General features: G+C 42.1%; 31 protein-coding genes. 22 read left to right on the forward strand and 9 right to left on the reverse strand.

The window, feature by feature from the left end; translation table 11 throughout:
- Positions 1-138: 138 nt before the first annotated feature.
- On the forward strand, positions 139-1,098 hold the full coding sequence (locus ACZYRN_RS16075; protein WP_488912641.1) for a 2-hydroxyacid dehydrogenase: 960 nt from the start codon (positions 139-141) through the stop codon (positions 1,096-1,098).
- A 92-nt stretch (positions 1,099-1,190) separates the two neighbouring features.
- Positions 1,191-1,712 (forward strand): DUF3231 family protein, encoded by a 522-nt coding sequence (locus ACZYRN_RS16080; RefSeq protein WP_488912642.1) that lies wholly within the window; start codon positions 1,191-1,193, stop codon positions 1,710-1,712.
- Positions 1,713-1,929: 217 nt separating this feature from the next.
- On the opposite strand, the gene ACZYRN_RS16085 is transcribed toward ACZYRN_RS16080, so the two are convergent.
- The gene (locus ACZYRN_RS16085; protein WP_488912643.1) at positions 1,930-2,718 is read right to left on the reverse strand and encodes a DeoR/GlpR family DNA-binding transcription regulator; all 789 of its coding nucleotides are present in this window, start codon (positions 2,716-2,718) and stop codon (positions 1,930-1,932) included.
- A 453-nt stretch (positions 2,719-3,171) separates the two neighbouring features.
- Between ACZYRN_RS16085 and ACZYRN_RS16090 the strand changes: the two genes are divergently transcribed.
- From ACZYRN_RS16090 to ACZYRN_RS16140, 11 genes are all read left to right on the forward strand, one after another.
- Positions 3,172-4,293 (forward strand): MDR/zinc-dependent alcohol dehydrogenase-like family protein, encoded by a 1,122-nt coding sequence (locus tag ACZYRN_RS16090; protein WP_488912644.1) that lies wholly within the window; start codon positions 3,172-3,174, stop codon positions 4,291-4,293.
- Between the two features lie 86 nt (positions 4,294-4,379).
- A complete protein-coding gene (locus ACZYRN_RS16095) occupies positions 4,380-5,651 on the forward strand; it encodes an MFS transporter (protein WP_488912645.1) in 1,272 nt (423 codons plus the stop codon).
- Positions 5,652-5,820: 169 nt separating this feature from the next.
- A complete protein-coding gene (gene rpiB / locus ACZYRN_RS16100) occupies positions 5,821-6,285 on the forward strand; it encodes a ribose 5-phosphate isomerase B (protein ID WP_488912646.1) in 465 nt (154 codons plus the stop codon).
- 2 nt (positions 6,286-6,287) lie between these two features.
- Positions 6,288-7,292: a dihydroxyacetone kinase subunit DhaK gene (locus tag ACZYRN_RS16105; protein ID WP_488912647.1), complete on the forward strand. Its 1,005-nt coding sequence runs from the start codon at positions 6,288-6,290 to the stop codon at positions 7,290-7,292.
- A 13-nt stretch (positions 7,293-7,305) separates the two neighbouring features.
- Complete coding sequence (gene dhaL, locus ACZYRN_RS16110; protein ID WP_488912648.1) at positions 7,306-7,956, forward strand: dihydroxyacetone kinase subunit DhaL; 651 nt, start codon at positions 7,306-7,308, stop codon at positions 7,954-7,956.
- A gap of 190 nt (positions 7,957-8,146) precedes the next feature.
- On the forward strand, positions 8,147-9,121 hold the full coding sequence (gene glpX / locus ACZYRN_RS16115; RefSeq protein WP_488912649.1) for a class II fructose-bisphosphatase: 975 nt from the start codon (positions 8,147-8,149) through the stop codon (positions 9,119-9,121).
- Positions 9,122-9,511: 390 nt separating this feature from the next.
- Positions 9,512-10,543 carry a zinc-binding dehydrogenase gene (locus ACZYRN_RS16120; protein WP_488912650.1) on the forward strand — a complete coding sequence of 344 codons (1,032 nt, stop codon included), beginning with the start codon at positions 9,512-9,514 and terminating at the stop codon, positions 10,541-10,543.
- 155 nt (positions 10,544-10,698) lie between these two features.
- A complete protein-coding gene (locus ACZYRN_RS16125) occupies positions 10,699-10,965 on the forward strand; it encodes a phosphocarrier protein HPr (protein WP_488912651.1) in 267 nt (88 codons plus the stop codon).
- 100 nt (positions 10,966-11,065) lie between these two features.
- Positions 11,066-11,776: a DNA alkylation repair protein gene (locus tag ACZYRN_RS16130; RefSeq protein WP_488912652.1), complete on the forward strand. Its 711-nt coding sequence runs from the start codon at positions 11,066-11,068 to the stop codon at positions 11,774-11,776.
- Between the two features lie 103 nt (positions 11,777-11,879).
- Complete coding sequence (gene pduL, locus ACZYRN_RS16135) at positions 11,880-12,464, forward strand: phosphate propanoyltransferase (protein WP_488912653.1); 585 nt, start codon at positions 11,880-11,882, stop codon at positions 12,462-12,464.
- Positions 12,465-12,656: 192 nt separating this feature from the next.
- A complete protein-coding gene (locus ACZYRN_RS16140) occupies positions 12,657-13,457 on the forward strand; it encodes a YihY/virulence factor BrkB family protein (RefSeq protein ID WP_488912654.1) in 801 nt (266 codons plus the stop codon).
- Here the strand turns inward: ACZYRN_RS16140 and ACZYRN_RS16145 are convergent.
- Positions 13,454-14,011 (reverse strand): hypothetical protein, encoded by a 558-nt coding sequence (locus tag ACZYRN_RS16145; RefSeq protein WP_488912655.1) that lies wholly within the window; start codon positions 14,009-14,011, stop codon positions 13,454-13,456. The two genes, ACZYRN_RS16140 and ACZYRN_RS16145, sit on opposite strands and share 4 nt — an antisense overlap.
- A gap of 37 nt (positions 14,012-14,048) precedes the next feature.
- On the opposite strand from ACZYRN_RS16145, the gene ACZYRN_RS16150 reads away from it, so the two are divergent.
- The 3 genes from ACZYRN_RS16150 to ACZYRN_RS16160 all read left to right on the forward strand — a co-directional run bounded on the left by ACZYRN_RS16150 (position 14,049) and on the right by ACZYRN_RS16160 (position 16,315).
- On the forward strand, positions 14,049-14,549 hold the full coding sequence (locus ACZYRN_RS16150) for a dihydrofolate reductase family protein (protein ID WP_488912656.1): 501 nt from the start codon (positions 14,049-14,051) through the stop codon (positions 14,547-14,549).
- Between the two features lies 1 nt (position 14,550).
- Positions 14,551-15,552 carry a PQQ-dependent sugar dehydrogenase gene (locus ACZYRN_RS16155; protein WP_488912657.1) on the forward strand — a complete coding sequence of 334 codons (1,002 nt, stop codon included), beginning with the start codon at positions 14,551-14,553 and terminating at the stop codon, positions 15,550-15,552.
- Positions 15,553-15,619: 67 nt separating this feature from the next.
- Positions 15,620-16,315, forward strand: coding sequence for a DsbA family oxidoreductase (locus tag ACZYRN_RS16160; protein ID WP_488912658.1), 696 nt, complete (start codon positions 15,620-15,622; stop codon positions 16,313-16,315).
- 176 nt (positions 16,316-16,491) lie between these two features.
- Here the strand turns inward: ACZYRN_RS16160 and tnpB are convergent, their stop codons facing one another.
- A complete protein-coding gene (tnpB, locus tag ACZYRN_RS16165) occupies positions 16,492-17,652 on the reverse strand; it encodes an IS200/IS605 family element RNA-guided endonuclease TnpB (protein ID WP_488912659.1) in 1,161 nt (386 codons plus the stop codon).
- Between the two features lie 57 nt (positions 17,653-17,709).
- Between tnpB and ACZYRN_RS16170 the strand changes: the two genes are divergently transcribed.
- Together ACZYRN_RS16170 and ACZYRN_RS16175 are read left to right on the forward strand one after the other, a co-directional pair.
- Positions 17,710-17,850, forward strand: a complete 141-nt coding sequence (locus ACZYRN_RS16170) for a hypothetical protein (protein WP_488912660.1) — start codon at positions 17,710-17,712, stop codon at positions 17,848-17,850.
- A gap of 121 nt (positions 17,851-17,971) precedes the next feature.
- A complete protein-coding gene (locus ACZYRN_RS16175) occupies positions 17,972-18,547 on the forward strand; it encodes a metallophosphoesterase family protein (protein ID WP_488912661.1) in 576 nt (191 codons plus the stop codon).
- Positions 18,548-18,615: 68 nt separating this feature from the next.
- Here ACZYRN_RS16175 and ACZYRN_RS16180 read toward each other — a convergent pair whose 3' ends face one another.
- Positions 18,616-19,521, reverse strand: coding sequence for an AEC family transporter (locus ACZYRN_RS16180; protein WP_488912662.1), 906 nt, complete (start codon positions 19,519-19,521; stop codon positions 18,616-18,618).
- A 178-nt stretch (positions 19,522-19,699) separates the two neighbouring features.
- Between ACZYRN_RS16180 and ACZYRN_RS16185 the strand changes: the two genes are divergently transcribed.
- The 4 genes from ACZYRN_RS16185 to ACZYRN_RS16200 all read left to right on the forward strand — a co-directional run bounded on the left by ACZYRN_RS16185 (position 19,700) and on the right by ACZYRN_RS16200 (position 22,115).
- Positions 19,700-20,461, forward strand: a complete 762-nt coding sequence (locus ACZYRN_RS16185) for a threonine/serine exporter family protein (protein WP_488912721.1) — start codon at positions 19,700-19,702, stop codon at positions 20,459-20,461.
- A gap of 12 nt (positions 20,462-20,473) precedes the next feature.
- Positions 20,474-20,917 carry a threonine/serine exporter family protein gene (locus ACZYRN_RS16190; RefSeq protein ID WP_488912663.1) on the forward strand — a complete coding sequence of 148 codons (444 nt, stop codon included), beginning with the start codon at positions 20,474-20,476 and terminating at the stop codon, positions 20,915-20,917.
- Between the two features lie 91 nt (positions 20,918-21,008).
- Positions 21,009-21,422, forward strand: a complete 414-nt coding sequence (locus tag ACZYRN_RS16195; RefSeq protein WP_488912664.1) for a (deoxy)nucleoside triphosphate pyrophosphohydrolase — start codon at positions 21,009-21,011, stop codon at positions 21,420-21,422.
- 228 nt (positions 21,423-21,650) lie between these two features.
- The gene (locus ACZYRN_RS16200; protein ID WP_488912665.1) at positions 21,651-22,115 is read left to right on the forward strand and encodes a GNAT family N-acetyltransferase; all 465 of its coding nucleotides are present in this window, start codon (positions 21,651-21,653) and stop codon (positions 22,113-22,115) included.
- A gap of 97 nt (positions 22,116-22,212) precedes the next feature.
- On the opposite strand, the gene ACZYRN_RS16205 is transcribed toward ACZYRN_RS16200, so the two are convergent.
- The 5 genes from ACZYRN_RS16205 to ACZYRN_RS16225 form a co-directional block, all read right to left on the reverse strand.
- On the reverse strand, positions 22,213-22,503 hold the full coding sequence (locus tag ACZYRN_RS16205) for a hypothetical protein (protein WP_488912666.1): 291 nt from the start codon (positions 22,501-22,503) through the stop codon (positions 22,213-22,215).
- A 150-nt stretch (positions 22,504-22,653) separates the two neighbouring features.
- Complete coding sequence (locus ACZYRN_RS16210) at positions 22,654-23,433, reverse strand: Cof-type HAD-IIB family hydrolase (RefSeq protein ID WP_488912667.1); 780 nt, start codon at positions 23,431-23,433, stop codon at positions 22,654-22,656.
- A gap of 190 nt (positions 23,434-23,623) precedes the next feature.
- A complete protein-coding gene (locus ACZYRN_RS16215) occupies positions 23,624-24,496 on the reverse strand; it encodes a cation diffusion facilitator family transporter (RefSeq protein ID WP_488912668.1) in 873 nt (290 codons plus the stop codon).
- A gap of 192 nt (positions 24,497-24,688) precedes the next feature.
- Positions 24,689-25,654 (reverse strand): S-layer homology domain-containing protein, encoded by a 966-nt coding sequence (locus ACZYRN_RS16220; RefSeq protein WP_488912669.1) that lies wholly within the window; start codon positions 25,652-25,654, stop codon positions 24,689-24,691.
- 170 nt (positions 25,655-25,824) lie between these two features.
- Positions 25,825-26,292, reverse strand: coding sequence for a GyrI-like domain-containing protein (locus tag ACZYRN_RS16225; protein ID WP_488912670.1), 468 nt, complete (start codon positions 26,290-26,292; stop codon positions 25,825-25,827).
- Between the last annotated feature and the right edge of the window lie 79 nt (positions 26,293-26,371).

A 26,371-nucleotide genomic window follows, 5' to 3' on the forward strand; every position in this document is an offset into this window, starting at 1 on the left:
GAGTGCAAAAACCTTGAAAGAACAGCTTGTACCATCAGTCTAAACAGGGAATGTGCATTTCTGTTCCAAAATGGAGTAGGGATTAAGCTTGAACAAACATGATACAATAAGAAAAATGAAACAAAAAGGGTGAAGAATGTGAAACAGAAAGTAGTCGTCTATAAACGAATGAGTGAGCAGGTGCTTGACTTTATCCGAGAATCTTGTGAGGTACAATATTTCCCGGATTACAAAAAGGAGTTTCCCGCATTTTTTGAGGCGCTGAAAGAAGCGGATGGCGTTCTTGGATCAGGTTTGAAGTTTGATGCAGCTTTGCTTGATCAATTGCCAAAATTAAAAATTATTTGTAATACGTCTGTCGGCTATGATAATCTCGACATTCCTTTATTGAAAGAACGCAGTATTATGGCAACAAACACACCCGATGTGCTAAACGACACAGTAGCTGATACCATTGTGGCACTTATGTTGTCAGCGGCACGGCGGATTACAGAACTCGATCAATTTGTCAAAACAGGCGGGTGGTCTGAACATGGTTTTTCGCAGCAGCAATTTGGTGTCGATGTCCATCACAAAACGCTTGGTATTATCGGTATGGGAGGGATCGGTTCCGTACTTGCGAAACGAGCTTATTTTGGTTTTGACATGAATATTTTATACCATAACCGCTCACGTAATGAAGAAGCGGAAATTACATATAATGCCACATACTGTACAATGGATAAACTGCTTGAACAGTCCGATTTCGTCTGTATTATGACACCGCTTACGAAGGAAACGGAGAAAATGATCGGCAAAAAGGAATTTGAAAAAATGAAAAAAACAGCTGTGTTCATAAACGCCGCCCGTGGAAAGGTAGTGGATGAAGCAGCGTTAATTGAGGCACTCCAATCAAACGAAATTTTGGCAGCGGGACTTGATGTATTTGAAAAAGAACCTACAGATCGTGACAATCCATTGCTAAAAATGCAAAACGTTGTTACATTGCCGCACATTGGATCAGCAACAGCGGAGACAAGAATGAGCATGGCTAAACTTGGGGCCAAGAACGTCGTAGCAGGTGTGACGGGCGGCAGATTAGTTACCCCTGTTTATTAAAATGTAATGTATGGAAACCCGATAATTTTGTCCGCTGCGGATATACTACTGACGTGCAGAAGCACAAATCCATTTCTGACGGAGGGATCCAGGTGGGCATATTAAGTGGTAATCCAAAAGATGAACCTTTGCATTATGGAGAAGTATCGGCTATATGGGCAGCATCTCTTTCAGCGAAAAGCATGATAGCTGGCTACAGCACATTGTTAAATCATGCAGGTGACAAAGAGTTAAAAAAGCTGATTGAAGAAGCGATTATAGTTGAACAAGGGGAAGTAACGGCTTTTGATCAAGTCCTGAAAGAAAGTGGGGTTGGTCTGCCTCCTGCACCGCCTGAACGTCCAAAGGCTCATATTGACGATATTCCCGCAGGTGCTCGCTTCCAAGACCCAGAAATTGCGGCAAGTATTTCCCGGGACATAGGGATCGGGTTAACGGCTGCGAGCATGGCAATGGCTCAGTGTATTCGTGAAGATATTGGAGCAATGTTTGCACAATGCCATGCAGCGAAAGTAAAACTTGGGAATGAGTTTTTACAATTGAACAAAGAAAAAGGCTGGCTTGTTGTGCCGCCATTGCATCTTGAGCAACGTGAGTTGGTTGGAGCAAGATAATAATATAAAAAAGAACCGTCTGAAAAGCAGGAAAAACCCGGCTTTTCAGGCGGGTTTTTTATTTAATTTCCAATGAGCGTTCAATAGTGAATAGGAGTAATCGAAAAAAAATTTCGGCTATAATTTGAGAAGAAGTGAAAATGGATCTTAATAATGAGGCTGGCTGTTCTATAATTTGGCAGAGTGAAAAGCAGCCAGCTCTTTTTCCAGCTGCTTTTTATGTTGGAGTAGGGGAAACAATGAGGACGTCCACTTGATGTTCATCCAGGTTTGCCGCATAGCCATCTGGTAATTGAGCATCTGTAATAATTAAATCAATAAGATCTGTTGAGGCGAAAGAAGCGATAGAATGTTTATTCATTTTTGTGTGATCAAGCAATGCTACCACCTTTTTAGAAGCATTGACCATAGCCTTTTTTAATTCCACTTCATATACATTGAAGTCGGTTAAACCGGATTCGAGTGAAAAACCGTTTGCTGAGGTGAACATAATATCGATGTGAATTTGGCTTAAAATATTGACACCGAGACTTCCTTCTAGTGAATAAGAGCCTCTTTTTAAAATGCCGCCTAACAAAATAACCGTAATATCAGGGTGTTGATGTAGTTCCAGTGCAGTATTAATCCCGCTTGTAACGACAGTCAACCGGATTGGTGTGTCCTTTAAAACACGAGCTAATTCAAGAGCGGTTGAACTGGCATCAAGCATAATACATTGGCCGTTTGAAAGTAGCTCAACCGCCTTTTTAGCGATAGCCGATTTTTCAACCCGGTTTTTGTTTTCCCTGATGGAAAAGCTTGTTTCAGTATCCTGCTGTTCATTTAAGATGGCTCCTCCATGTGTTCTTTTTAGAAGGCCCTCTTCTTCCATTTTCGTTAAATCAGTACGCAGTGTGGCTTCAGACACTTGAATTTCTTTTGATAGTTCTTTAATTGTAACCCGATGCCGCTCATTTAGTTTTTCCATAATGGTTTTTCGCCTTTCCGGCGCGAACATTTTTCTCATTTTTATATCACCTGCATATTAGTTTATTGTTCAAAATGAACCCGCTTGCAAAAAAACGATTGTAAATTGAAGCAATTAAAGGGAAAAAGAAATTTATAATTGCAGAAAAACATCGTAATTAAAAAATAAGATTGTACGTAAAACATCTTATTTTATATTATAGTACAACATTTCAACAGAATAATGTAAAACAATTAAAAATAAAAGCAAACGAAAATATAATTAATAAAAATAATAAAAAATATTGACTATTCAATAATAAAAATAATATAATGAAAACGTAAACAACAGGAAAAATCAATAACAAGCAATAAGATCCAAAGGTTTACGTGATAGTTGAGGGAAAAGGATAAAGAATTAAAAGTAGACAAGCTTTAAAGCAATTGTAAGCGGTATCTTATCCGTGTAAGAATGACGCTTAGGGCAATATTATTTACTAAGGAGAGAAGTGGAATGTGTAAAAATCATGCAACAGCCGTTGAACAAAACGATGTAAAAAATATTCCGACAACAATGAAAGCAGTTGTAGCCTATTCACCAGGAGACTATCGTCTTGAAGAAGTGCCTGTGCCTCAAATTGGAGAAGGTGAAATTCTCGTTAAAGTGGAAGCATGCGGCATTTGCGCAGGAGATTTGAAAGCGTTTGATGGAGCACCAAGCTTCTGGGGAGATGAAAAACAGCCTGCTTACATTAAAGCACCAATGATTCCAGGTCATGAATTTATTGGACATGTCGTTGCACTCGGTGAAAATGTAAAAGGTGATTTTAAAATTGGTGATCGCATTATTTCAGAACAAATCGTTCCTTGCTGGGAATGCCGTTTCTGTAATCGGGGCCAATACTGGATGTGTGAAAAACATGACTTATACGGTTTTCAGAATAACGTAAACGGTGCAATGGCTGAATATATGAAGTTTACAAAAGAAGCGATCAACTATAAAGTACCGGAAGATCTTCCGATTGAAAAAGCCATCTTAATTGAACCTTATGCTTGCTCTTACCATGCTGTTGAACGTGCGCAAATTCAATTGGATGATGTCGTTGTACTTGCGGGGGCGGGAACACTTGGATTAGGTATGATTGGCGCGATTAAAAAATCAGGCCCTGGCAAATTGATCGTTCTGGATCTTTTTGAAGATCGCCTTGAAATGGCGAAGAAGTTCGGTGCTGATATGGTGTTAAATCCAGCAAAAGACGATGTAGATGCGATTGTAAAAGAATTAACGGGTGGCTATGGATGCGACATTTACATTGAAGCAACAGGCGCTCAAAAATCAGTGGAACAAGGATTAAATATGATTCGAAAACTGGGCCGATTTGTTGAATTCAGTGTGTTTAAAGATCCGGTTACAGTGGACTGGAGTATTATCAGTGACCGTAAAGAACTTGATGTGCTTGGCTCTCATCTTGGGCCATATTGCTACGAGCCGGTCATTAAAGGAATTGCAAACGGCGACCTTCCAACTGAAGGTGTTGTTACACATGAATTGCCGCTTGAAGAATTCGCAAAAGGATTCCAGCTTGTGAAAAATGGATCAGAGTCTTTAAAAGTAGTGCTTAATCCAAATTTGTAAAGTGATAAATTTACTATAGGTTCCTACATTATTACAGGAACCTATAGTTCTAATTGAAAATGGGATGAATAAAGGGGGAGAAGGTTATGAATATAAACCAGGGGTTTTTAGGGAAACTTGGCATGGACTCCAAAATGGCCATGGGGTATTTTGGCGTAATGCTGTTTATGATTGGGGACGGGCTGGAACAAGGCTGGTTATCTTCTTATTTAATTGATAACGGTTTGACCGTTCAACAATCTGCCTTGCTTTTTAGTGTATACGGTTTCGCCGTGGCGATCTCAGCATGGTTTTCAGGAGTACTTGCTGAAGTATTAGGTCCGCGTAAAACGATGACGATAGGTGTTGCTTTATTTGTTATTGGTACACTGATCTTTTTACTAGTCGGCCTTCCAACGATGAACTTGGCCATTATGCTTCCCACGTATGCTCTTCGCGGGTTAGGGTATCCTTTATTTTCATACGCATTTCTAGTTTGGCTTACTTATTACGCGCCAGCGGAGAAACTTGGCACAGCTGTAGGCTGGTTCTGGGTTTCATTTGCTGCTGGGTTGAATGTTCTCGGTGCGTATTATTCAAGTTTAGTATTGCCTTATTTGGGCGAAATGAAAACACTTTGGAGTGCCTTGATTTTTGTGGCACTTGGCGCGATCCTTGCGATTGTATTAAATAAAGACGATGGCAGTAATCGAAAGAAATTTGAATCAAAAGCAGAAATGATGAAATATCTTTCAAAAGGGATTACGATCGCATTTGAACGGCCAAAAGTTGGACTTGGCGGAATTGTTCGGACAATTAACACGGCCGGTGCTTACGGGCTTGTTGTCTTTCTTCCGGCGTATATGATCGAAATCGGTTTTACACGCACAGAATGGCTGCAAATTTATGCTGCACTTTGGACAAGTAATGTTATTTTTAACCTTATTTGGGGAATTGTTGGTGATAAACTAGGCTGGAGAAATACAGTTATGTGGTTCGGTGGTGTAGGATGTGCTATCACCATCATGACCCTTTATTACATTCCATTATATATGGGACCAAACTATTGGGCTACAACGATTGCCGCAATAATCTTTGGAGCATGTGTAGCCGCCTTCGTACCGCTTTCTGCTTTAATTCCATCCCTTGCTCCTGAAAATCGGGGAGCCGCGATGTCTGTTTTAAATCTGGGTGCAGGATTAAGCACGTTTGTTGGTCCAGCAATTGTTGGTTTATTTATCGGCAGTGTAGGCACAGTAGGTATTCTTTGGATTTATTCAGGTCTATACTTAATCAGTGCATTAATTATGAGATTTGTTACCTTACCAAAGGATGAAGCAGCAGGCAACGTTTCAGCAACGGCTCGTACTGCTCATTAAAAAATAATGAGAACGTCTTTTTTAAAAGATGTTCTCAATTTTTTTAATTAAATTCAATAAACGAAAATAAACAAAAATAAAAGAAAGTAAATATTGACTTTTTGATAATAAAATGAAAAAATATAATAAAGAAACTTAAAAGAAGAAAATAGTGAAAGGACGATATATAATGAAAATCGGATTAGGTTCTGATCATAATGCTTATGATATGAAAGATAGCTTGAAAGCGTACATTGAGGAGCTAGGACATGAAGTTGTCGATTACGGCTCTAAAGATTCTTGTACAGAGATCGATTATCCGGGTGTTGCGTTTCAAGCAGCGAGTGATATTAACCAGAATAAAGTGGATCGTGCCATTTTAGTTTGCGGAACAGGGATTGGCATGGCCATTGCAGCAGGAAAAGTACCGGGTATTCGAGCAGCATTATGTCATGACACATATTCAGCGGAACGTGCCCAAAAAAGTAATGATGCACAAGTCTTGACAATGGGTGCAAAAGTGATCGGGATTGAGCCCGCTAAAAATGTAGTAAAAGTATACTTAGAGTCTGAGTTTCCTGGGGGAAACTCCGCAAGAAAAATACAGCAAATTATGGATAAAGAGGAGCAATACTTGAAAGGGGCGACCGTATAAAGATGAAAAAGCTTATTAATAATCCAACGGTTGTTGTAGAGGAAATGATTGAAGGGTACGTGAAAGCGTATCCTAATCATGTCAGACAGCTGGAAGAGAATGCGCGATCACTCGTTACAGCAAAAGAAACACGTGAAGGAAAAGTAGGCGTTTTAATTGGCGGCGGTTCGGGCCATGAACCGGCATTTATGGGTTATGTGGGCGATGGAATGGCCGATGGCGTCGCAGTCGGCAATATTTTCGCTTCTCCTCCTCCAGATCCAATTCTTGAAGCAACGAAAGCCATCGACAAAGGTGAAGGTGTCGTTTATGTATACGGGAACTATGCTGGAGACGTAATGAACTTTGGAATGGCGGCGGAATTAGCTGACCTTGAAAGTGGTATTCGAATAGGCACTGTGTTAGTTACCGATGATGTAGCTTCTGCGCCAAAAGAAGAAAAAGAAAAACGCAGAGGGATCGCTGGCGAGTTTTTTGTCACGAAAGCAGCAGGTGCAGCAGCGGACAAAGGCTATAACCTGGACGATGTAGTTCGCGTTGCACAAAAAGCCAATGATTATATGCGTACAATGGGTGTAGGCTTAACACCTTGTTCGCTTCCGCAAACAGGAAAACCAAGCTTTGAACTTGAAGAAAATGAAATGGAAATCGGTCTAGGCCATCACGGGGAACCGGGAATTGAAAAAGGCGAATTGCAGCCTGCCGATCAAGTGGTGGATCGTCTTGTACATGACATTTTAGCTGATATGCCGGTTGAATCGGGTGAAAAGGTGGCTGTTCTAGTCAACGGATTAGGCTCAACAACCCGTATGGAGCTTTATATTATGTTCAGACGTGTTGAACAGCTCTTAAGTGAAAAGGGTATTGAAATTCATCGATCTTACGTGGGGGATTACAGCACATCTCTTGAAATGGGCGGCGCCTCTGTAACTATTTTGAAATTAGACGAAGAATTGGCCGAGTTTGTGGATCATCCAGCAGACTGTCCAATGTACGTTCAAAAATAAGGAGTGATATAAGATGAAAATGACTGCTGAAGATTTAAAAACCTTTTTGAAGAACGTTGTGGCGATGATTGAAGAACAAAAAGAATATTTATGTGAACTGGATCGTAAGCTTGGTGATGGCGATCACGGTGTCACAATGTCTATCGGCTGGCAAGCTGTAAACGAGAAACTTGAAGCTGAATTGAAAGACGAACAGGATTGCGGCAAGGTTTGCATTACAACAGGCCGCACATTTCTTAGCGCTGTCGGTTCTTCTGTAGGCCCTCTTTATGCAACAGGTTTTATGAGAGGTGCAAAAGCATTTCAAGGAAAATTGGAAGTAACAGATGCGGAATTGAAAGATTTTTGGGTCGCATTTGTTGAAGGAATTAAAGAACGTGGAAAAGCAGAAGTCGGCGATAAAACGATGATCGACACATTGCAGCCAGCACTCGAAAGCCTCCAAACTAACTTTGAAAAATCGGAAGACTTTTTAGCTGCATTTTCTGAAGCCGTTACAGCAGCGGAGCAAGGGATGGAATCAACAAAGGAAATGCTTTCTAAACGCGGTCGTTCAAGTCGTCTTGGAGAACGTTCTCTAGGGACAAAAGATCCTGGTGCTACATCTGCTTACTTTATTTTGGATACATTTTTAACGACAATTAAATCCACTCAAGTGGCGTAATAATAATGAAAATAGATTCATCCGCTCATCAAAGTCAAAATAATGTTGACGGGCGGATGATTTTTTTATCGCAGATTAACGGGCAGTAAAACCCCCACGGGTGGAAGTTTCACTTTATATAAACTGCACTGTTGATTAATTATAAATGCATAAAAATCCATAATTTTGAATAAATAGGAGGACGAAAACATTGTCTCAATTAAACATTAAACAAAGAGAATGTATTCAATCACTGGCGGGTGAGTTTTTAACAGTGTCACAAAAAGCAGCGATTGGAGTATATCCATGGATTGGGAAAGGAAATAAAAATGAAGCGGATGGTGCTGGGACAGAAGCAATGCGTAATGAAATGAATCGCATAAATATGAATGCCGTTATCGTCATCGGTGAAGGAGAGATGGATGAAGCACCGATGCTGTATATTGGTGAAAAGCTTGGTACTGGCAACGGCCCTCATGTAGACATTGCCGTTGATCCAGTCGAAGGAACCACTCTTGTAGCGAAAGGACAGGATAATTCGCTGGCAGTCATTGCTGTTTCGGAACAGGGAACCCTTCTGCATGCGCCAGATATGTATATGGAAAAGATCGCTGTCGGACCGAAAGCAAAAGGCTGTATTGATATAAATGCGTCTCTTATCGAAAACATGCAGTCCGTCGCAAAAGCGCTCGACAAAGATACAAGTGAATTAACGGTGATGATCCAGGACCGTCCCCGTCATGACTATTTAATGAAGCAAGTATTTGAAGCAGGCGCGAAAGTGAGGTTATTTTCCGATGTTGATATTACGGGTGCTATTGCAACGGCTATTGATGACCTAGACGCTGACATTCTTGTAGGTACTGGCGGTGCACCGGAAGGAGTCATTGCAGCGGTGGCTTTGAAATGCCTCGGCGGCGATTTTCAAGGCAGACTGATTCCAGAAACGGAAGAGGAATTAGGACGCTGCTTAAAGATGGGACTTGCTGATCCGCATGCCGTGTTAACAATGAATGATATTGTGAAATCAAACGACTGTTTTTTTGTTGCGACGGGCATTACAGATGGTCCTCTTTTAAAAGGGGTTTATAAAAAAGAAAATGGCAAAATGGCCACTCATTCTTTTGTTGTGAAAAAGGGGCATGCACAATTTATTGAGGCGCAGCACGAGGTATTATTCACCTGATAAAACAGATATTGATTAATTAATCATTTATGTAATCCCCGCAGCTATCGATGCGATTGGAAATGCCGCGTTACAATTTAAAGAGCGGATTTAATCATCCTCCCCCTCTAGCCTTGGTCATCAGTTTAACCGCTGACGGCCGGGGCTTTTTTTGTTAATTCTCATGCTGTACAATTTGTGTATGAATAATCAGAAAATAAAAACAAAAGCGTAAATAAAAAACATGATCCGTGATAGAATTAGCTTTAATGAAGGATGTGTCATCATGTTTTTGGATGAGAACCGGCAGAGGCGAGACAGCTTGACTTGTGAATAGATCATTAATCCTTTAAATCAAGAAGAAATGCATGGAAAAGTGTTAACAATTCCGAATGGAGAGGAGCCCATATAATGAAAGCAGTCATAAAAACGGCGCCAGGTTATGACAATATGAATCTCGAAACGATTGAGGAGCCGAAAGCAACCGGTGATCTTGTGAAAATTAAAGTGGCCTATACAGGAATTTGCGGAACGGATATGCACACATTTACAGGAGAATACCGCAATTCGAAAACGCCTGTCGTGCTCGGACATGAGTTTTCTGGAACGGTCGTAGAAATTGGGAGAAATGTAACGAAAGTAAAAGTGGGCGACCGGGTAACAAGTGAGACGACATTTGAAACATGCGGAGAATGTGAATATTGCCGTGAGAAAGACTATAATTTATGCTCCAGCCGAAAAGGTATCGGTACGCAGATTAACGGAAGCTTTGCGGAATACGTCGTATCACGTGAAGAAAGTGTCCACGTTTTGCCTAAGAAGTTGAGCTTAAAAGCAGCGGTACTCGCTGAACCGCTAGCTTGCTGCGTCCATGCGGCACTTGAAAAAACGACAATTAAAGAAGGCGAAAAAGTCCTTGTGTTCGGTCCAGGACCGATCGGCTTATTGCAGTGTCAGGTTGTCAAAGCACAGGGAGCGTTTGTTATATTAGCGGGTATTACGAAAGACGAAAAGCGATTGGAACTGGCGAAATCACTTGGCGTAGATGTTGTCGTTGACGTACAAAAAGAAGATTTAACAGAAGTTGTGATGAAACATACAGATGGCTACGGTGTCGATAAACTATTTGAATGCTCGGGTGCGGTGCAGGCGCTCAATCAAGGCTTGCCGCTTGTCAAGAAAAAAGGAACGTTTGTCCAGGTGGGTATTTTTGCTAATAAAGCAAACCTGCTTGATCAGGAATCGATTATCCAAAGGGAAATTACATACGTGGGAACACGTTCACAAAAACCGAGTTCATGGCCGATCGCACTAAACCTGTTAGCAGAAGGAAAAGTGGATGCGGATAAAATGATCACCAAAATTGTGCCTCTTGAACAGTGGCGTGAAGGTTTTGAAGCTGTTCGTTCCGGTAATCAAATTAAAGTCATTCTCGAATCATAAAGGTTGAAATGATCGAGAAAACGGCCCTGTTTTTGGTATAATGTTAAACAGTGGGATGTTTTATTAAAGCAGAACAAGGTTTAAGATAGTATTCGGCCATACTTTAATTTATAATAAGTGCAGTCGAAACAATTTAAGAATAAAGGAGTTTTATAATGTCTGTAAAAACATTTACAATTATTGATGAAACAGGTATTCACGCGCGTCCGGCGACGGTTATTGTTCAAACAGCTTCTAAGTTCAGCTCGGATATTACATTAGATTACAATGGCAAAAGTGTGAACTTGAAATCCATCATGGGTGTTATGTCCCTTGGCATTCCGAAAGGCGCTTCTATAAAAATTGCTGCTAATGGATCAGATGCTGACGCAGCACTTGTGGCACTGGAAGAAACAATTAAATCACAAGGTCTTGGCGAATAATAACTCACTTGAAAAATCATCGAATCCGTTTCGATGATTTTTTTGTATCCTGCAGAGAATAAAAAGATGTAAGAATAAGGATGGAAAAGGGTGCTGAAAAATGACATATGAAGATGTAATGAAAAAGCTGGAGCAGTTCGGTACGGATCAGACGAAAAAAACATTTTCAAGGCATGGCGCGAAGGAGCCATTTTTCGGTGTGAAAGTCGGTGATTTGAAAAAGCATTTTGTAAAAGATGTGAAAAAAGATCAACAGCTCGTTTATGATTTATATAATTCGGGTAATAGTGATGCGATGTATTTGGCAGGACTCACAGTCAAGCCGAAAGAGATGACGAAAGAACAGCTGAACGAATGGGTGCATCGCGCTTACTGGTATATGATCAGCGAATATACAGTTGCACAGGTTACGGCAGCATCGCTCTTTGCGCTCGAACTCGCACGGGAATGGATGCGGGCAGATGAAGAAATGATCGCCGTTGCCGGATGGAGTGCGTATAGCAATTATTTATCGATTACACGGGATGAAGAAGTGGATGTCGATGAAGTGGAAAAATTGCTCAAGCAAGTGGAAGATACGATCCACTCAGAAAGGAACCGTGTGCGTTATACGATGAACAATTTCGTTATTTGTGCTGGGGCGTACTGCAAACCAATGCATGAACGAGCAAAAGAAGTGGCTGAAGCCATTGGAAAAGTCCATGTCGATGTCGGCAATACGGCTTGCAAAGTTCCGCTTGCAACGGATTATATCAAGAAAGTGGAAGACAGGAATGCCGTCGGAAAAAAGCGAAAAACATGTATTTGTTGATAAAGAAGTCAAATGAAAAAGCAAGTTGTGTGTATTGATTTCGTTTCAATCATGTAAAATAGGCAGGAGACCATTATGGATAAGCAGAAAGGCTGGAAGATAGATGACTTTAACAAACCATGGAACAATCCCTGTTGCTGTTTCAGCACGGCATGTGCATTTATCAAGGGAACATCTTGACATTTTGTTTGGATCGGGACACGAGTTAACGAAACGTGTAGATTTATCGCAGCCGGGTCAATTCGCAGCTGAAGAGACAGTGACAATTGCCGGCAGGAAAAGCGAAATTGCACGTGTTCGCGTTTTAGGGCCATGCCGCCCTGCGACACAAGTAGAGGTTAGCTTTACAGATGCAATAAAGCTTGGCGCAAAACCACCGCTTCGTGAATCAGGTGATATTAAAGGATCAGAAGCAGTAACAATCACTGGTCCAGCTGGCTCAATTGAATTGTCAGAAGGCTTGATCATTGCAAAAGCACACGTTCATATGACAACAGAAGACGCAAAGAAATACAACGTTGAAAATAGTCAAATTGTAACTGTAGAAGTAGGAGGAGAGCGTCCTGTGTCATTCCGCAACGTCGTCATCCGGGTGTCAGACAGCTACGCACTCGAAATGCACATTGATACAGACGAAGCAAACGCCGGGTTTATCTCAAAAGGTGCAACCGGCGAAATTTGGGCGTAACAGGTAGAAAAGCTGCTGCATTTTGCGGCGGCTTTTTTGTCGTACAGGATGCGCTGCCCTATACAAAACCGTTAAAATTGTGCTGCTCTGTCTTGGCTTTCGTTTTTCATTTATTGGAGGGCTATCTTACACGCACATCTTGCCTAAAGCCGCTACAATCGGGTAAAAATCGAATAAAAAGGGGTGATGCAGATGGGGGTAATAAAACGAATGATTGCTCGTTTTTTTAACGAGCGCTTCTATGATCAAGCCGCACAGACGGCTTATTATCTACTCTTATCGGCTATTCCATTTATGATATTTATGTTGTCACTAGTCAGTTTTTTTCCGGTCGATCAAGAAGCCATTCTCAAATTTATAAGGCCCTATGCCCCGAGTAATTCGTATACACTTATTGAAGAAAACGTTCGTTCCGTTTTGTCTACAGGAAAAGGCCAAGTACTGTCAATCAGCTTACTTTCCACGTTTTGGCTGTCTTCGATGGCTGTGCAGTCACTCGGACGGTCATTTCGTGATGTGAGTGGAAAAGGGCGAAGCTTGCCTTTTTGGAAAGGACTGCTTCGGGACTTTGGAGTGACAGTGATCCTTATGGTCTTGGTGCCGCTATCATTGTTCATCCCACTTGCAGAACGTCTTTTGCAATGGATCGCTGCCGAGTCCATCACAATTGAAGCTTGGTCCGGCTGGCTGACCATTTGGCCAATTGTAAAATGGGGCATCGGAACAGCCTTTTTAATCTTGTTTTTTACAGCTTTTTACAAAATCATTCCAAATGAACGGCAAACATTCCGTTTTGTCCTGCCAGGTGCTATTTTTGCAGCACTTGGCTGGCAAATTGGCTCACTCTTGTTCGAAAGTTACGCAGCTGCCGTCAGCTATACAAGATTGTACGGCCAGCTGTCTGGAATTATCGTCCTTGTTCTCTGGTTTTACTTAACAGCAGTCGTTATTCTACTTGGTGGACTGCTTAATGCAGAGCGGACACGAAATTAGTCACTAAGATGTGCTAGACACGTTAAATACAGGCGATTTAAATAGAGCTGTCTGGACGTATGCGGGCTGTTTTTAAAATGATCTTCAAGTAATTCAAAAAAGTCTTCACTTGCCTCAAAATAGTGGTGAATAACAGCATGGTTTTTTTCCTGAAGGGGCAATGCAATGCCGATGAAGTGATCACCTGTTATATCTGTCAGTGCCCACTCGCTGCTATTGGACCAATTGTAGTACGTGTGCTCCCCTGTTCGGATGCCAGCAAAAACAAAGGGCAATTTCCATGCTTCAAGTGTATCATTGACGATGGGACGCGTTGATCCTGCCTGTATTTCTTCTATATAGTGAAACCATATATATGGATGTTCGATGAGTGCATACCAATCGTCGATTACTGATTCAATGGAATCATCGGTCACATATGTGCTAAGAAGAGGAATCCATGTATGGTACAGGCGGTTAAGTTCAGCTTCATCTGCATGCTGTTCAAAGTAAGCAGAAAATTGGTTTCGAATCGAATCGAGTTCGCGCAAATGAATCGGTATAATATTGTTCATTTAAATCTCCTTTTGGATTAATTATATCAGAGGAAGGATGGCAGGGACGGGAAAAATCATACTTTATATTGCAATAAGTGTAGATGGATACATCGCACGTGAAGATGGCTCGGTCGATTGGCTGGAAGATGTGACGACTGACGGTAGTGATAACGGATATGGCGCATTTTATGATGGAATTGGCTCGCTTGTGATGGGGCGGAAAACGTACGAAAAAGTGTTGCAGCTCACGAATAACTTTCCATATGCGGGCAAGCCGTGTTTTGTCTTGTCACGGATGCTGACTGGTGAAACAGAGCATGTGACGTTTATAAATGAGGCTACATCCGATGCTCTGAAATGGGCAAAATCTTCTGCAGAAGATGATGTATGGATCGTTGGGGGTGGCGAAGCCGTAAGAGACTGCCTCAAAAATGGGCTGACTGATGATCTGTATGTAGCCATTATCCCAAAAGGGAGCGAATCGGCATTTACGCTTGCGGATGTGAAGAAGTTTGGGGACATTGTATCAATTCATTATTGGAGAAAGGACGGATAGGATGGCGAAAAAATGGGTAGCCGGATTTTTGTTATTATCGGGTTGCGGTATTCAGGAGCCGGTGCAGCCAGAAAGCAAATTGATTGAAGAAGTGGCAACTGGACTTGATGTACCATGGTCCATTGATCAGTCAGAAGATGTTTTTTACATCTCCGAACGGCCTGGAACCATTGCGAAAATAGAAGACGGTAAGGTTGAACGTCAGCAAGTCGATCTAGCTGAATCGCTTTCAAATGTGTCGGAAGCGGGTTTGCTTGGTTTCGTTTTGAAGTCAGACTTTGATGAGTCGCGCCAGGCCTATGCCTACTATACATATGATAAAGATGGCGAACCGTATAATCGTGTCGTCGTGCTTGAATTGTCTGGTGCGTTATGGCGTGAAGTAAAAGTCGTGCTGGACCACATTCGTTCTGGCAATGTCCATCATGGAGGACGCCTTGAAATCGGACCGGATAAGGCTTTATACGTGACGATCGGAGACGCTGCAGAACCTGATACTGCGCAGGATATAAAGTCATTGAACGGGAAAATTGTTCGTGTGAGTGAATCAGGCAACGCAACTATTTACAGCTCGGGCCATCGAAATCCACAAGGCATTGCGTGGTCAGAGGATGGAATAATGTATGCTTCCGAACACGGACAATCGGCGAACGACGAAATCAATATCATTAAAGAGGGAAACAATTATGGCTGGCCAAAGATAGAAGGACTTGAAAAGATGGATGGACTGGAAACACCGCTTATCGTGTCCGGTGCTAATGACACATGGGCCCCTTCCGGCATGGCTTGGCACGGTGGAGTATTATACAACTCGTCGTTAAGGGGCGAAGCTGTGTTGAAAATCGATATAGAAACGGGCGAAGTCTTAAAAGAAATAAAAGGATACGGCCGTATACGGGATGTATTTTCAGACGGCAAATTTCTTTATTTTGTTACAAATAACACTGATGGCAGGGGCAATCCAGCAGAGGATGATGATAAGTTGTATCGAGTGAAAAAGTAGCATTCGGGCAGATCATTTGCGTAACATTTAAATGTACTCTACTCTTAAGAAAAGGAGTGGAACGAAGATGAAAGTAGAAATCTGGTCGGATTTTGCCTGTCCGTTTTGTTACATTGGAAAACGCCGCTTTGAGCAAGCGATCGAGCAGTTTGATGGAAACGTAAAGGTTGAGTTTCGCAGCTTTGAGCTCGATCCGAATGCACCAAAAAAAGCGGATCAGGACATTCATGATATGCTTGCAGGGAAATATGGAATGACGCGTGAAAAAGCAAAAGCGATGAATGATCAGATGACAGCGCAGGCGAAAGAAGCGGGTCTTGATTATCAAATGGATACGCTTATCCCAGCAAATACACACGATGCGCACCGTCTGTCTCATTATGCAAATGAACAAGGAAAGATGATGGAGTTCACGGAACGTATAATGAAAGCGTACTTCACGGAATCAAAGCATATCGGAGACTCTGCCTCTCTTGCGGAATTAGCTGCAGAAACCGGAATACCTAAAGAAGAAGCTTTGAAGGTGCTGGAGAGTGACCGATATAGCGAACAGGTACGCGCCGATCAAGAGGAAGCGGCACAGATTGGGGTGCAGGGTGTACCGTTTTTTGTGTTTAATGAGAAATATGCGGTATCAGGCGCACAGCCTATAGAGTCGTTTTTGCAGGTGCTCCATAAAGTAGAGGCAGAGGAACAGGTGACGGCTACAAAAACGGAATGGTGCGCCGATGATGATTGTGATAGTCTTGACGGCAACAAATGAATCGGTTAAAAGCAGTACCAATTTGTATTCAATGTTTCCTATCGCTTCACGAATTAAACCGCCAAGAGCAAGGCGGTTTTTTGACGTACAGGACGTATCTTGAACTACCCGCCACCTACGCTAACGCTTAGAGGTGGGGGATTCCTAAGATCACTAACGTAACTGTCAGTTATTGATTAGGCTAGCCCCGCAGTTCCTGCGGTTAAAGAAGCTAAGATACGTTCAGCTTCTTGTTTTAGATTCATTCCTGCGTTACGATCTCGGTCGTGATGAACGCCGCAAGAAGGGCAAGTCCATTCACGCAAAGCAAGATTCTTAACGTCTTTATGTTTGTGACCACAAGCTGAGCAAAGCTGACTGCTTGCGAAGGTTTTAGATACAGCAATCACTTGCTTACCGTACCACTTTGTCTTGTACTCAAGCATGGTTCTGAACTGCGACCAGCTCACTTCACTAATGGCTTTGGCAAGCTTGTGGTTTTTGAGCATGTTTGATACTTGCAAATCTTCAATCCCAATGATGTCGTGGTTTTTGACAAGATCAGTAGAGATTTTGTGCAAGTAGTCCGTTCGGGCATTCGCGATTCTCTCGTGAATGCGCGCCACTTTCTGCTTTTGTTTTTGATAGTTTTTGGCTTCTAAAAGGGGCTGCTTTCGCTTGATTGCCCGCTCTTTCCGTCTGGAGAGAATGCGTTGCTCTTTGGCTAATTTCTTTTCGAGCGAACGGAAAAACTTTGGGTTTTTGTACACCGTTCCGTCCGAAAGAATGGCAAAGTCTTTCAGTCCCACGTCAACGCCAACGGAAGAACCGGTTTTCGGAAGTGATCGTACATCTGTTTCCGCAAGAATGGACACAAAGTATTTTCCGCTAGGATTCCGTCTGATGGTAGCGGACAAAATGCGCCCTTCCACTTCACGGCTTTTTGCAAAACGGACAAGACCAAGTTTCGGTAACTTGATTTTATTGTCTACAATGGCGATATTGCCGTTCGTGTGCTTTGTTGTGTAAGATTGAACCGCATTCTTTTTGGACTTAAATCGTGGTGCTTTGTTCTGTCTCTTGAAGAATCGTGAATAAGAGTCAGCAAGATTTTTCAACGAGGACTGAATCGCAACGCTGTCTACTTCTTTCAGCCAAATTAACTCTTTTTTCAGTTGTGTCAGTTGAGAAGAGCAAGCATTGTACGTCAAGCCTTTCCCTGTCTCTTTGTAAGCGTCTTGCCATTTCGCCAAAAAGTGATTAAATACAAAACGAGAGCAACCGATTGTTTTCGCAATTAAGATTTCTTGTGCTTTGTTTGGGTAGAGGCGGAATTTATATGCTTTATGAATTGGCATTGATTTTCACCTCCTTTTAGTGTATTCTCAGTGTACACTTTATGAGGAGGATTGTCCATGGAGCGTATTCCAAAACACATCAAGTTTCCGGCTGAATTAGTCAAGGAAATAGAGGTGTACCAAAAAGAAAATCACATTTCAAGTTTTGCTGGTGCGGTTTATGAGCTAATCCGTAAAGGTCTTCAAAAACAAGCTTAGGCTAACGCCTACCGACATTCATCTCCCTCTTATCGTTGGGCTATGCCCTTCACACGATTGAAGAGGGAGTCTTCTGTCGGGAAAATGATAAAAAATATTTATTATGGAAGGTGACGGGAGAATGGAGTATGCATTGCTTGGCGATTTGCATTCTAGCATTCAGGACACGAAAGCGGTGCTCGCTCATATTGCGCTTACGGCTCCAAATGCGGAAATAGTTGGGTTAGGCGATTTGTTTGAATCTAAAATTGGAAAAAGAAAAGCAGTGACGATTCGATTGTCAAGGTTGGGAGAAGCGGCAGTCTGGTCGGAAGAATTCGTGTCACTGCTGACCTTTCCATCGGTTCGGGGCAATCAGGAAGAGCGTATTATGAAAGTGACCGGCGGAAGTTATTTTGACCATTTGCCAGAGCGCATAACGATTGAGGGGGCTGTACTGATGCATGGCCACCAGTGGAAGTGGACGAAAGACTGGATACCGGTGCTGCCTAAAACGGAACCGCCGCTTCTCTTTTTCGGGCACAGCCATGAAGCGGGGCTGTACCGGAAAGGGAAACGACTGTCATTCTCATACGAAGTCCCCGTACAATTAAAGAAGAGAAGATACGGCATTAATGCAGGCGCCGTTTGGGGCACACGCGAATGGGTACTGTATGACGCCGCCGCGCGCACCGTGACTTTTATGAAATCAGAGTAAGATGTTCGGAAACTGAGTAAAGTGTCTGAAAGCTGAGTAAGCGACTACGAAAACTAAGTAAATGCTCGTTATACACCAAGTAAAAACAAAACGAGCGGAATCGTCAAAATGCTTAATAACGTTGTCACCAGTGTAGTAAATGAGACAAGATCCGGCTCTGTGCCGAATTGAATGGCAAACATCGTTGTGTTCGCCGCAGCAGGCATGGCCGCCAGCAAAATCATGACATCTTTCAGCAAGTCGTTGATCGGCATGAACGATACGATTAACACGGCAAGAAGTGGTGATGCAATCATTCGGATGAAGGTGACTGCACCCACATATTTATAGGCGACTCGCCTTGTCGCAATGACGGCGAGCTGCATGCCGAGGACGAGCATAACTGTCGGAATCGACGCATCGGCGACGAGGCTGATTGCGTCCATAAACGTTGGGGGAATATGTATATGTAACAACTGTAAGATAACCCCGAGGACCGCGCCATAGACCACGGGCATGCGCACAACACGCTGAAGCGACTGTTTCCACGATGTTTCATCCTCTCCGCCAAATGATGCCGCGAACAACCCAATCGTGTTCATCAAAAAGGCTTGAAACACCATAATAATGACCGCATAATCAAATCCAGCCGCCCCAAAGGCAAACAATACAACCGGTGCGCCGTAATTGCCGCTATTCATAAAAACGCCGCCCAGAATCATTGCGGCCATTTTCGGGCGGGATGCTTTCATGAAAAGGCCAGTGATGAGCACAACGATAATTAATGACAAGGATAAGATCAGGCAAAAAGCGGTGATGTAAACGTACTCCATCGTTAATTCATTGGCGTAAAACGTCCGGAACGCAAGAAACGGCGACATTAAATAAAGAGCAGCCATCGAAATCGATTTAATATCGAATCCAATCCACTTCTGTCCCAAGTAGCCAGTCAAAAAAATTAAAAAGGCCGGCAAAATAATCGTTAATAAGTCCAAAATCTGTTCATCTCCGTCTGAGTGTCTGCTTTTCTCTATCATACCAGAACATCTTTTTTCCAAATAGGGGCAGCCCAATCTTTATATGAAGCTGGTAAAAGAATTCTTTTACGGCTGTTTTTGTGTGAACATGATGCGCTATAATGAGGGCATTGACAACGATTGGGGTGATGTTGTGATGGATGCCGAACTTGAAGAAAAGTATGGCATAATGGACGTCAGTTTAATGGCAGGGAAGATAATGTTAGAAAATGGTGCGGAAACGTACCGGGTGGAAGATACGATGATGCGAATTGCAAAGGCATACGGCATTCGCGATTCACATAGCTTTGTGACACCGATGGGCATTATGTTTTCAATTGAAACAGACGAGCCGACGAAAACAAAACTGATACGCATTTCCAATCGGACGATCGATTTGTATAAGGTGAGTGCAGTTAACGCGATTTCCCGGAGAATCAGCGCAGGGGAACTGACGCCGATGCAGGCATACCGTGAATTAAAGGCCATTCAAAAAGCACCGATGTTTTTTTCTTTTTGGATTCAAATACTAGCAGCTGCTTCAACGAGTGGAAGCTTTGTGATCTTATTAAAAGGAAGCTTGGATAACGTGCTTCCTGCCATGATAGCTGGCGGACTCGCTTATTTTATTCTTTTAAAAGTTGCGGACATGGTGCCGACGATGTTTTTCTCGGAATTTATTGCAGCGCTTGTCAGCGGTGCTGCAGCTTATCTATTTTATCGAATTGGTTTTGGCGGTGACCTGGATCGGATTATCATTGGTGCGCTTATTCCGCTCGTGCCAGGTCTACTTATTACAAATGCCGTGCGCGATTTAATGGCGGGTCATTTTATTTCAGGATTAGCGAAAGGAGCAGAAGCATTGCTTACGGCACTCGCGATTGGAACAGGCATCGCGATTATTATGACATTGATTTAAGGGGATGTTGATGTGACCATTTTAACGAATGTGCTGTTTAGTTTTCTCGCTGCGGCAAGCTTCGGCATCATGTTTAATGTGCCGAAAAAATTGCTGGTAAAGTGCGGCACGGTTGGGATGGCCGGCTGGATGGCCTACTATTTTTTATCTGAAAACAACGTCGATCCATTGGCATCCACAGTCGCTGCCTCATTTACAATCGCTGTCATTGGGCATGTATATGCAAGACTGTACAAAACGCCTGTCATTATCTTTACGATTGCCGGTATCATTCCGCTTGTTCCGGGTGGCATTGCTTACCGGGCAATGAGCGCATTCGTACAGAATGACTATGGCAACGCAGTGAATTTCGCAGCTAAAGCCTTCATGATTTCAGGTTCTATCGCCCTTGGCTTAATCTTATCTGACGTATTTTATCAGCTGCTGATGCGGAAAAAAGCACCGGCTAGAAAATAGATCCACCGCGGCAAACTAGGAGGAAATTTATGAAAACGGATGCGGATAGTCAAAAATTGAGTAATACATACTTAAAAGGAGGGAATGCCAATTGAAAAAATCTGTCCGTGTTGTCGGTGCTGTCATCGAAAATGAACAGCAGCATATTTTATGCGCTCTCCGTTCCCCAATGATGACACTTCCAAACCTATGGGAGTTCCCTGGCGGCAAAATTGAAAAAGGCGAAACACCGGAGCAAAGTTTGAAAAGAGAAGTAATGGAAGAACTCACTTGTACAGTCGAGGTAGGGGAGAAGATTGAAGAAGTCACACATGAATACGAAGCTGTCATCGTGAACTTGCTTACATATAAATGCCGTATTATAGATGGCGCGCCAACTGCTGAAGAACATGCCGAACTCCGCTGGGTGCCGAGAAATGAACTCGATACACTCATTTGGGCACCCGCGGATATTCCAACGATTGATAAATTGTTAGCGGAGCAAGTCAATAAACAAGAGCAGTGAGCATGGCTGAGAATAAAAAATGAGCAGTGACAGGTGATCAAGTGGAGAACTTTATTCAAAATTTAGAAGCATCCCTATACAAGGGGTTTATTGATCAAAATGCTGATAAATCCGGAAGTTATAAACCTAAGCTATTAGTCAATAATGTAAAGAAAAATGAAAATGTCTTGACATCATTGCTAGAAGAGCTTGAAAAGAATGAAGGAATAGAAAAGAGGAGAAATTCATTTGGGCACAATAGAACAAGCAACAGTACAGGACGCGGAAGAGATTCTTTCGCTGCAAAAACTCGCATACATAGCAGAAGCGGAGATTTATAACGATTACACCATTCAGCCATTAACACAGACATTGGAAGACAGTAAGCAAGCATTTGAAAGTAATATTGTATTGAAATATGTTGAAAATGGAAAGATCATTGGTTCTGTGAGAGCATATGAGAAAGACGGCGTTTGTCATGTCGGCAAGTTGATGGTGCATCCGGATCATCAAAATAAAGGGATTGGCAAAAAGCTGATGCAGGAGATTGAGGTTTTTTTTCCGGAGGCTTCATTTGAATTGTTTACTGGAAGCAAAAGTGAGAAAAATATTTCACTGTATGAAAAGTTAGGGTATAAAGGCTTTAAGCAGGAGATACTGCCTGTTGAAGAAACGGTTTTTTTGTTTATGAGGAAAGATAGAGATTCAGTTTGAAGAAACGGTGGCTGCTTTTAGGGTAAGATACATGCTAGTGTGAGAACGGTTAATCGTATAGATTGAAATTCCCCACTTTTCCTTCAGGTGGGGAATTTTATACGACTTTCGACCAGCTATGTTCTTTCCATTGTTGCCCCGTCATTCCATATTCAATACAGGCAATTTCATTGGACATTTCTTCAAAATGAACAGTCAGCCATTTTTGATTATGAGCGAGCCTGTAATATCCTTTATTAGAAAAGGTGACCGAGCTTGGGGCATAAAGAATATAATCCAAGTTTGTGAATTCATCTTCAATTACATGTACAGCTTCTACTTCCATTGCCATTTGAGGATTTTCTTGTAAGCATTGCTTCATTTCAATAAAACTGGAGAATGTACTCATAAACATAAACCCCTCTTTTCTCTAATGTGTATAGCGATCTGTCCTTTTGTCCATTATTTTGACCACATTTTTATTATTTATGCATATACAAAGGATTTTTTGTACAGAAAAAAACGGCCCGCTTTTAAGCAAGCCGCCATTTTTTACTTTTTAGTCTAACAGTCCAACCATTTTTAGTCCGTTTACGATGCCGTCTTTGTCTACGTTTGTCGTAACATATTTGGCCGCTTTTTTCGCTTCTTCGCGTCCATCCCCCATCGCAACGCTGTTCACAACTGTTTCAAGCATTTCCACATCGTTTAAACCATCACCAAATGCATAAATATTTTCAGGCGCGATGTTGAGTCTGTCGATGATTTTTTGAATGCCTTTTGCTTTGGAGCCGCCTGCCGGAACGACATCGACCGAAACAACATGCCAACGAACAAAGTCAAACTCAGGAAACTCTTCTTCGTATAATTTGTCTTCCGGTTCTTTACAAAATAAGAGGGATTGATACAAGTCCCTTCCTTCATGGTAATTCGGGTCATGTGATGGGAAAAAGTCGACTTTTAATGAATTGATTCCGACGGTCATATCTTCATTATGTAGAGTGTTCCGTCCCATATTTTCGTGATCCATATACACAATCGGATTTTCGCGTTTAATCGCCACGTCTGTCAGTCTCAAAAGCGCTTCTTTATTAAGTTTATTTTTGTAAATAGGTTCGCCTTTAAATACGACATACTGGCCGTTATAGCTGACAAATGTATCAATATTGAGTTCTTCACGCAAATTTTTAAACATAAAAGGTGCACGCCCAGTTGCGATCGCCACTTCATATCCTTTTTCCTGCAAGTCACGGACCGCCTGCTTTGTTGAAGCGGGCAGCTTTTTATCGTGATCATACAGAGTGCCGTCTATGTCGAAAAAAATAATTTTTTGATTCATATTGGTCTCCTTTGTTTTTTAATCTTCTCTTACCATACTAACAAAGGACGTTTGTTTGAACAATAGCAGGAATACTTGGGAACATATGTATAATGAAAAATAATTTGTTGCATGAGCGATTCACTATTAAAGAAATAAGCAAATTTAAAATAATTTTCTGCTTTTTTGCAGAGAAAAAACGGACACTTATTTAGTGGCCGTTCGGTTCAATGTGAATATGGGTGGCGCGTATATCATGTTCTTGCAGCAGGGATTCTTCCACATATTCAGTAATCTCATGGCTTTCGATGACGTTTAAATCCGGATCGACTAAAATGACGACGTCGACGAATGTGACGTTGCCGTGTGAACGTGCTTTAATAGTTGGCACACCGCGGACGCCAGGTACTTTTTCAACGGACTTTTTTATGTCTTCAATTTTATGGAGATCAAATGCGTCTGTTAAGGTGAGGGCGGCTTCAGCAAAAATGTCCCAGGCCGTTTTTAAAATGATTAAACCAACGATGAAAGCAGTCAATGGATCAAGCCAGTCGATACCAATCCGTGCGCCGATAATCCCGACGAAGGCACCGATACTTACCAGTGCATCTGAACGGTTGTCATGAGCAGCAGCTAGGATAGAGGAACTGTTAATTTTTTTAGCGAGCTGTGCGTTGTATCGGTAGACGCTGTACATGACAGCAGCTGCGAAAAGAGCGGTCCATGCTGTCATCATGTCTGGCGTTTCATGTTCAGCGTGAAAAAGCGACGTGCCAGCGCCGATGAGTACTTGAATGCCGACAGATGCCATAATGAAAGCGGCGATTAGGGAAGCAACGGTTTCCGCACGAAAATGGCCGTAACGATGATTTTCATCGGGCGGCTTCCGGGCGATTTTTAAGCCAATTAAAATAGCGATGGAGGCGATGATATCGGTTGAGTTGTTGAGACCGTCTGCTTTTAATGCTTCTGAAGCACCAATCCAGCCTATCGTTAATTTTAATGTTGAAAGAAATAGGTAAGCGATAATACTGATCCAAGCGCCCTGTTCTCCCTTTTTAAGATTGTCATAAGCAGTATCCACAAGAAGGTTCCTCCAATAAAAAATAATGTATCCATCATAGCAGATGCTATTCGGGTGGGTCTATGGCAACAAGATTGTACACGGTACAACAAGTTGTACATGTGCTACAAATGGTCGAAAGCCATTCAATTTTGATGCAAAAAAAAGGCCATCCAAGTCAAAATATCTGATCTGGATAGCCTTTTTCTTAAATTATTGGTAATAACTCCATGAATGTTCATAGTCGAGAGACAGGCTTTGCAAAGCTGGCCTTTGTTTCACTTCTTGACGGGCAAAATAAGCGGTTACCACTTTTTGTTGGTTGGCATCGATAACAATGTTGTCGAATGAGCGAGGTGAAGCCATATCCGCGACAATTGTCTTTCCAGCGTATAATTTGTACTGGCCTTTAATGTTAAACACTTTATTGCGAGAGTTGTTGTACAGGACGAGTGTCATTTTAATGCGGCCATCTGCTTCATGAACGGCGCTTTTAATGCCTACTTGAACACCCGTCCGGAATTTTGCTTCAAGTGCACGTGCTACAAAGACAGAAAACTCGGTCCGGTTGATGACGCTGTAAGGCATAAAGTAGCCGTTGCTGCCACTCGCAATACCAGCGCTGCCAAGCGATGATGCATATTGATAAAACCAGTCTGTGCTTTTGACATCTTTAAATGAGACGATGTATGAAGGCTGCATGTTAAAGCCTTCTGCAATTATTTTTGCCATTTGAGAACGTTTCAATTTACCAGACGGATTAAAGTAGTTCGCTTTACTGAAAACACCATGTTTTGTTAAGACTGCGATCGATTTGTATGCAGGATGAGATGTCGGAATATCTCGGAATCCAGGATTCGGTGCCGACTCATTTTGAATGCCAAGTGCTTTTGCTAAGATAATGGCGGCATGTTCCCGTTTGACGGAATCATTTGTGCCGAATTTCCCATTTTTGTATCCTTGAATAATGCCTTTTTGTACAAGATAATCGATTTCATCTTTTGCCCAAAAGCCAGCAGGCACGTCGTTGAATTGTACAGCAGCAGCGCTTGTCCCATTCAATTGTACTGTTGTGCCAGATGAGTTGTTTTCTACTGTAGCTGCTGAAGGACTTGCAATTGGAATGAGTAAAGCAATCACTAAAACTGCTGCAAATAAACTGCGTAATATCCTTTTCATCTCCACACCCCATTATAAAATGAAATTGTACTTGTCTATAGTGTAACAACGAAGAAAAGGATTTGATATACCGAATGTCAAAAATGGGAAATAAGACACATATTTTCCTTTATAGACATTCGCCAATTCAGATAGGTTTATTGCACGGCAGTGAACAGCTTTTGAACATTTCAAACAGCTTCTTCAATTGCTTCACTTCGTTTATCAGCAAGCCGCCAGTATAAATGGTGGAAGCCTTCTTCAATCGTTACGTCAATACGGAACTCGTTTGCATCGAGCCTGATGTTATGGTCACGCGCCCATTGCAAGATGGTACGAAAAGCAAAGGGAATTTCGTCATCGCTTCCATGAAATTCGAGAAGTGCATACGATCCGGATGGAATAGTTAAACTCGTCATACCGGATGGAATGATATCAATTTTATTCACTTCCATCGCGATACAGTGCGTGTACAATTGACCTGCACGTTTTAAACAAATATCCATTAAGTTTCCGTCTGTTTGTCCAGGAATGTGGCTTGCTGCTTCCAAAAATCGTTTTGTCCATTTAGGTCTAAGTGCATTAATTTCATCCTGTGTGCCGCTTATTTCAAACCCAATAGCCGTCACAGTACGCATATTTACAATTTTTGGATCCATATTATCAGCTCCTTTACTTCTTTCTTTACCCCCTTATCTGCGTATCCACACTGTCTTATTCAAGCTTGCCCCTTCATAT

This window comes from Domibacillus sp. F004 (genome assembly GCF_057814295.1).

Excerpts from the sequence above, each read along its gene's own strand:
- ACZYRN_RS16145 (WP_488912655.1), bottom strand. The coding sequence starts at position 14,011 with ATGAACAATATTATACCGATTCATTTGCGCGAACTCGATTCGATTCGA.
- ACZYRN_RS16095 (WP_488912645.1), top strand. The coding sequence starts at position 4,380 with ATGAATATAAACCAGGGGTTTTTAGGGAAACTTGGCATGGACTCCAAA.
- ACZYRN_RS16150 (WP_488912656.1), top strand. The coding sequence starts at position 14,049 with ATGGCAGGGACGGGAAAAATCATACTTTATATTGCAATAAGTGTAGAT.
- ACZYRN_RS16085 (WP_488912643.1), bottom strand. The coding sequence starts at position 2,718 with ATGAGAAAAATGTTCGCGCCGGAAAGGCGAAAAACCATTATGGAAAAA.
- ACZYRN_RS16170 (WP_488912660.1), top strand. The coding sequence starts at position 17,710 with ATGGAGCGTATTCCAAAACACATCAAGTTTCCGGCTGAATTAGTCAAG.
- ACZYRN_RS16225 (WP_488912670.1), bottom strand. The coding sequence starts at position 26,292 with ATGGATCCAAAAATTGTAAATATGCGTACTGTGACGGCTATTGGGTTT.
- ACZYRN_RS16160 (WP_488912658.1), top strand. The coding sequence starts at position 15,620 with ATGAAAGTAGAAATCTGGTCGGATTTTGCCTGTCCGTTTTGTTACATT.
- ACZYRN_RS16210 (WP_488912667.1), bottom strand. The coding sequence starts at position 23,433 with ATGAATCAAAAAATTATTTTTTTCGACATAGACGGCACTCTGTATGAT.
- pduL (WP_488912653.1), top strand. The coding sequence starts at position 11,880 with ATGACTTTAACAAACCATGGAACAATCCCTGTTGCTGTTTCAGCACGG.
- ACZYRN_RS16175 (WP_488912661.1), top strand. The coding sequence starts at position 17,972 with ATGGAGTATGCATTGCTTGGCGATTTGCATTCTAGCATTCAGGACACG.
- ACZYRN_RS16220 (WP_488912669.1), bottom strand. The coding sequence starts at position 25,654 with ATGAAAAGGATATTACGCAGTTTATTTGCAGCAGTTTTAGTGATTGCT.
- rpiB (WP_488912646.1), top strand. The coding sequence starts at position 5,821 with ATGAAAATCGGATTAGGTTCTGATCATAATGCTTATGATATGAAAGAT.
- tnpB (WP_488912659.1), bottom strand. The coding sequence starts at position 17,652 with ATGCCAATTCATAAAGCATATAAATTCCGCCTCTACCCAAACAAAGCA.
- ACZYRN_RS16120 (WP_488912650.1), top strand. The coding sequence starts at position 9,512 with ATGAAAGCAGTCATAAAAACGGCGCCAGGTTATGACAATATGAATCTC.
- ACZYRN_RS16130 (WP_488912652.1), top strand. The coding sequence starts at position 11,066 with ATGACATATGAAGATGTAATGAAAAAGCTGGAGCAGTTCGGTACGGAT.
- dhaL (WP_488912648.1), top strand. The coding sequence starts at position 7,306 with ATGAAAATGACTGCTGAAGATTTAAAAACCTTTTTGAAGAACGTTGTG.
- ACZYRN_RS16185 (WP_488912721.1), top strand. The coding sequence starts at position 19,700 with ATGGATGCCGAACTTGAAGAAAAGTATGGCATAATGGACGTCAGTTTA.
- ACZYRN_RS16090 (WP_488912644.1), top strand. The coding sequence starts at position 3,172 with ATGTGTAAAAATCATGCAACAGCCGTTGAACAAAACGATGTAAAAAAT.
- ACZYRN_RS16140 (WP_488912654.1), top strand. The coding sequence starts at position 12,657 with ATGGGGGTAATAAAACGAATGATTGCTCGTTTTTTTAACGAGCGCTTC.
- ACZYRN_RS16125 (WP_488912651.1), top strand. The coding sequence starts at position 10,699 with ATGTCTGTAAAAACATTTACAATTATTGATGAAACAGGTATTCACGCG.
- ACZYRN_RS16155 (WP_488912657.1), top strand. The coding sequence starts at position 14,551 with ATGGCGAAAAAATGGGTAGCCGGATTTTTGTTATTATCGGGTTGCGGT.
- ACZYRN_RS16105 (WP_488912647.1), top strand. The coding sequence starts at position 6,288 with ATGAAAAAGCTTATTAATAATCCAACGGTTGTTGTAGAGGAAATGATT.
- ACZYRN_RS16205 (WP_488912666.1), bottom strand. The coding sequence starts at position 22,503 with ATGAGTACATTCTCCAGTTTTATTGAAATGAAGCAATGCTTACAAGAA.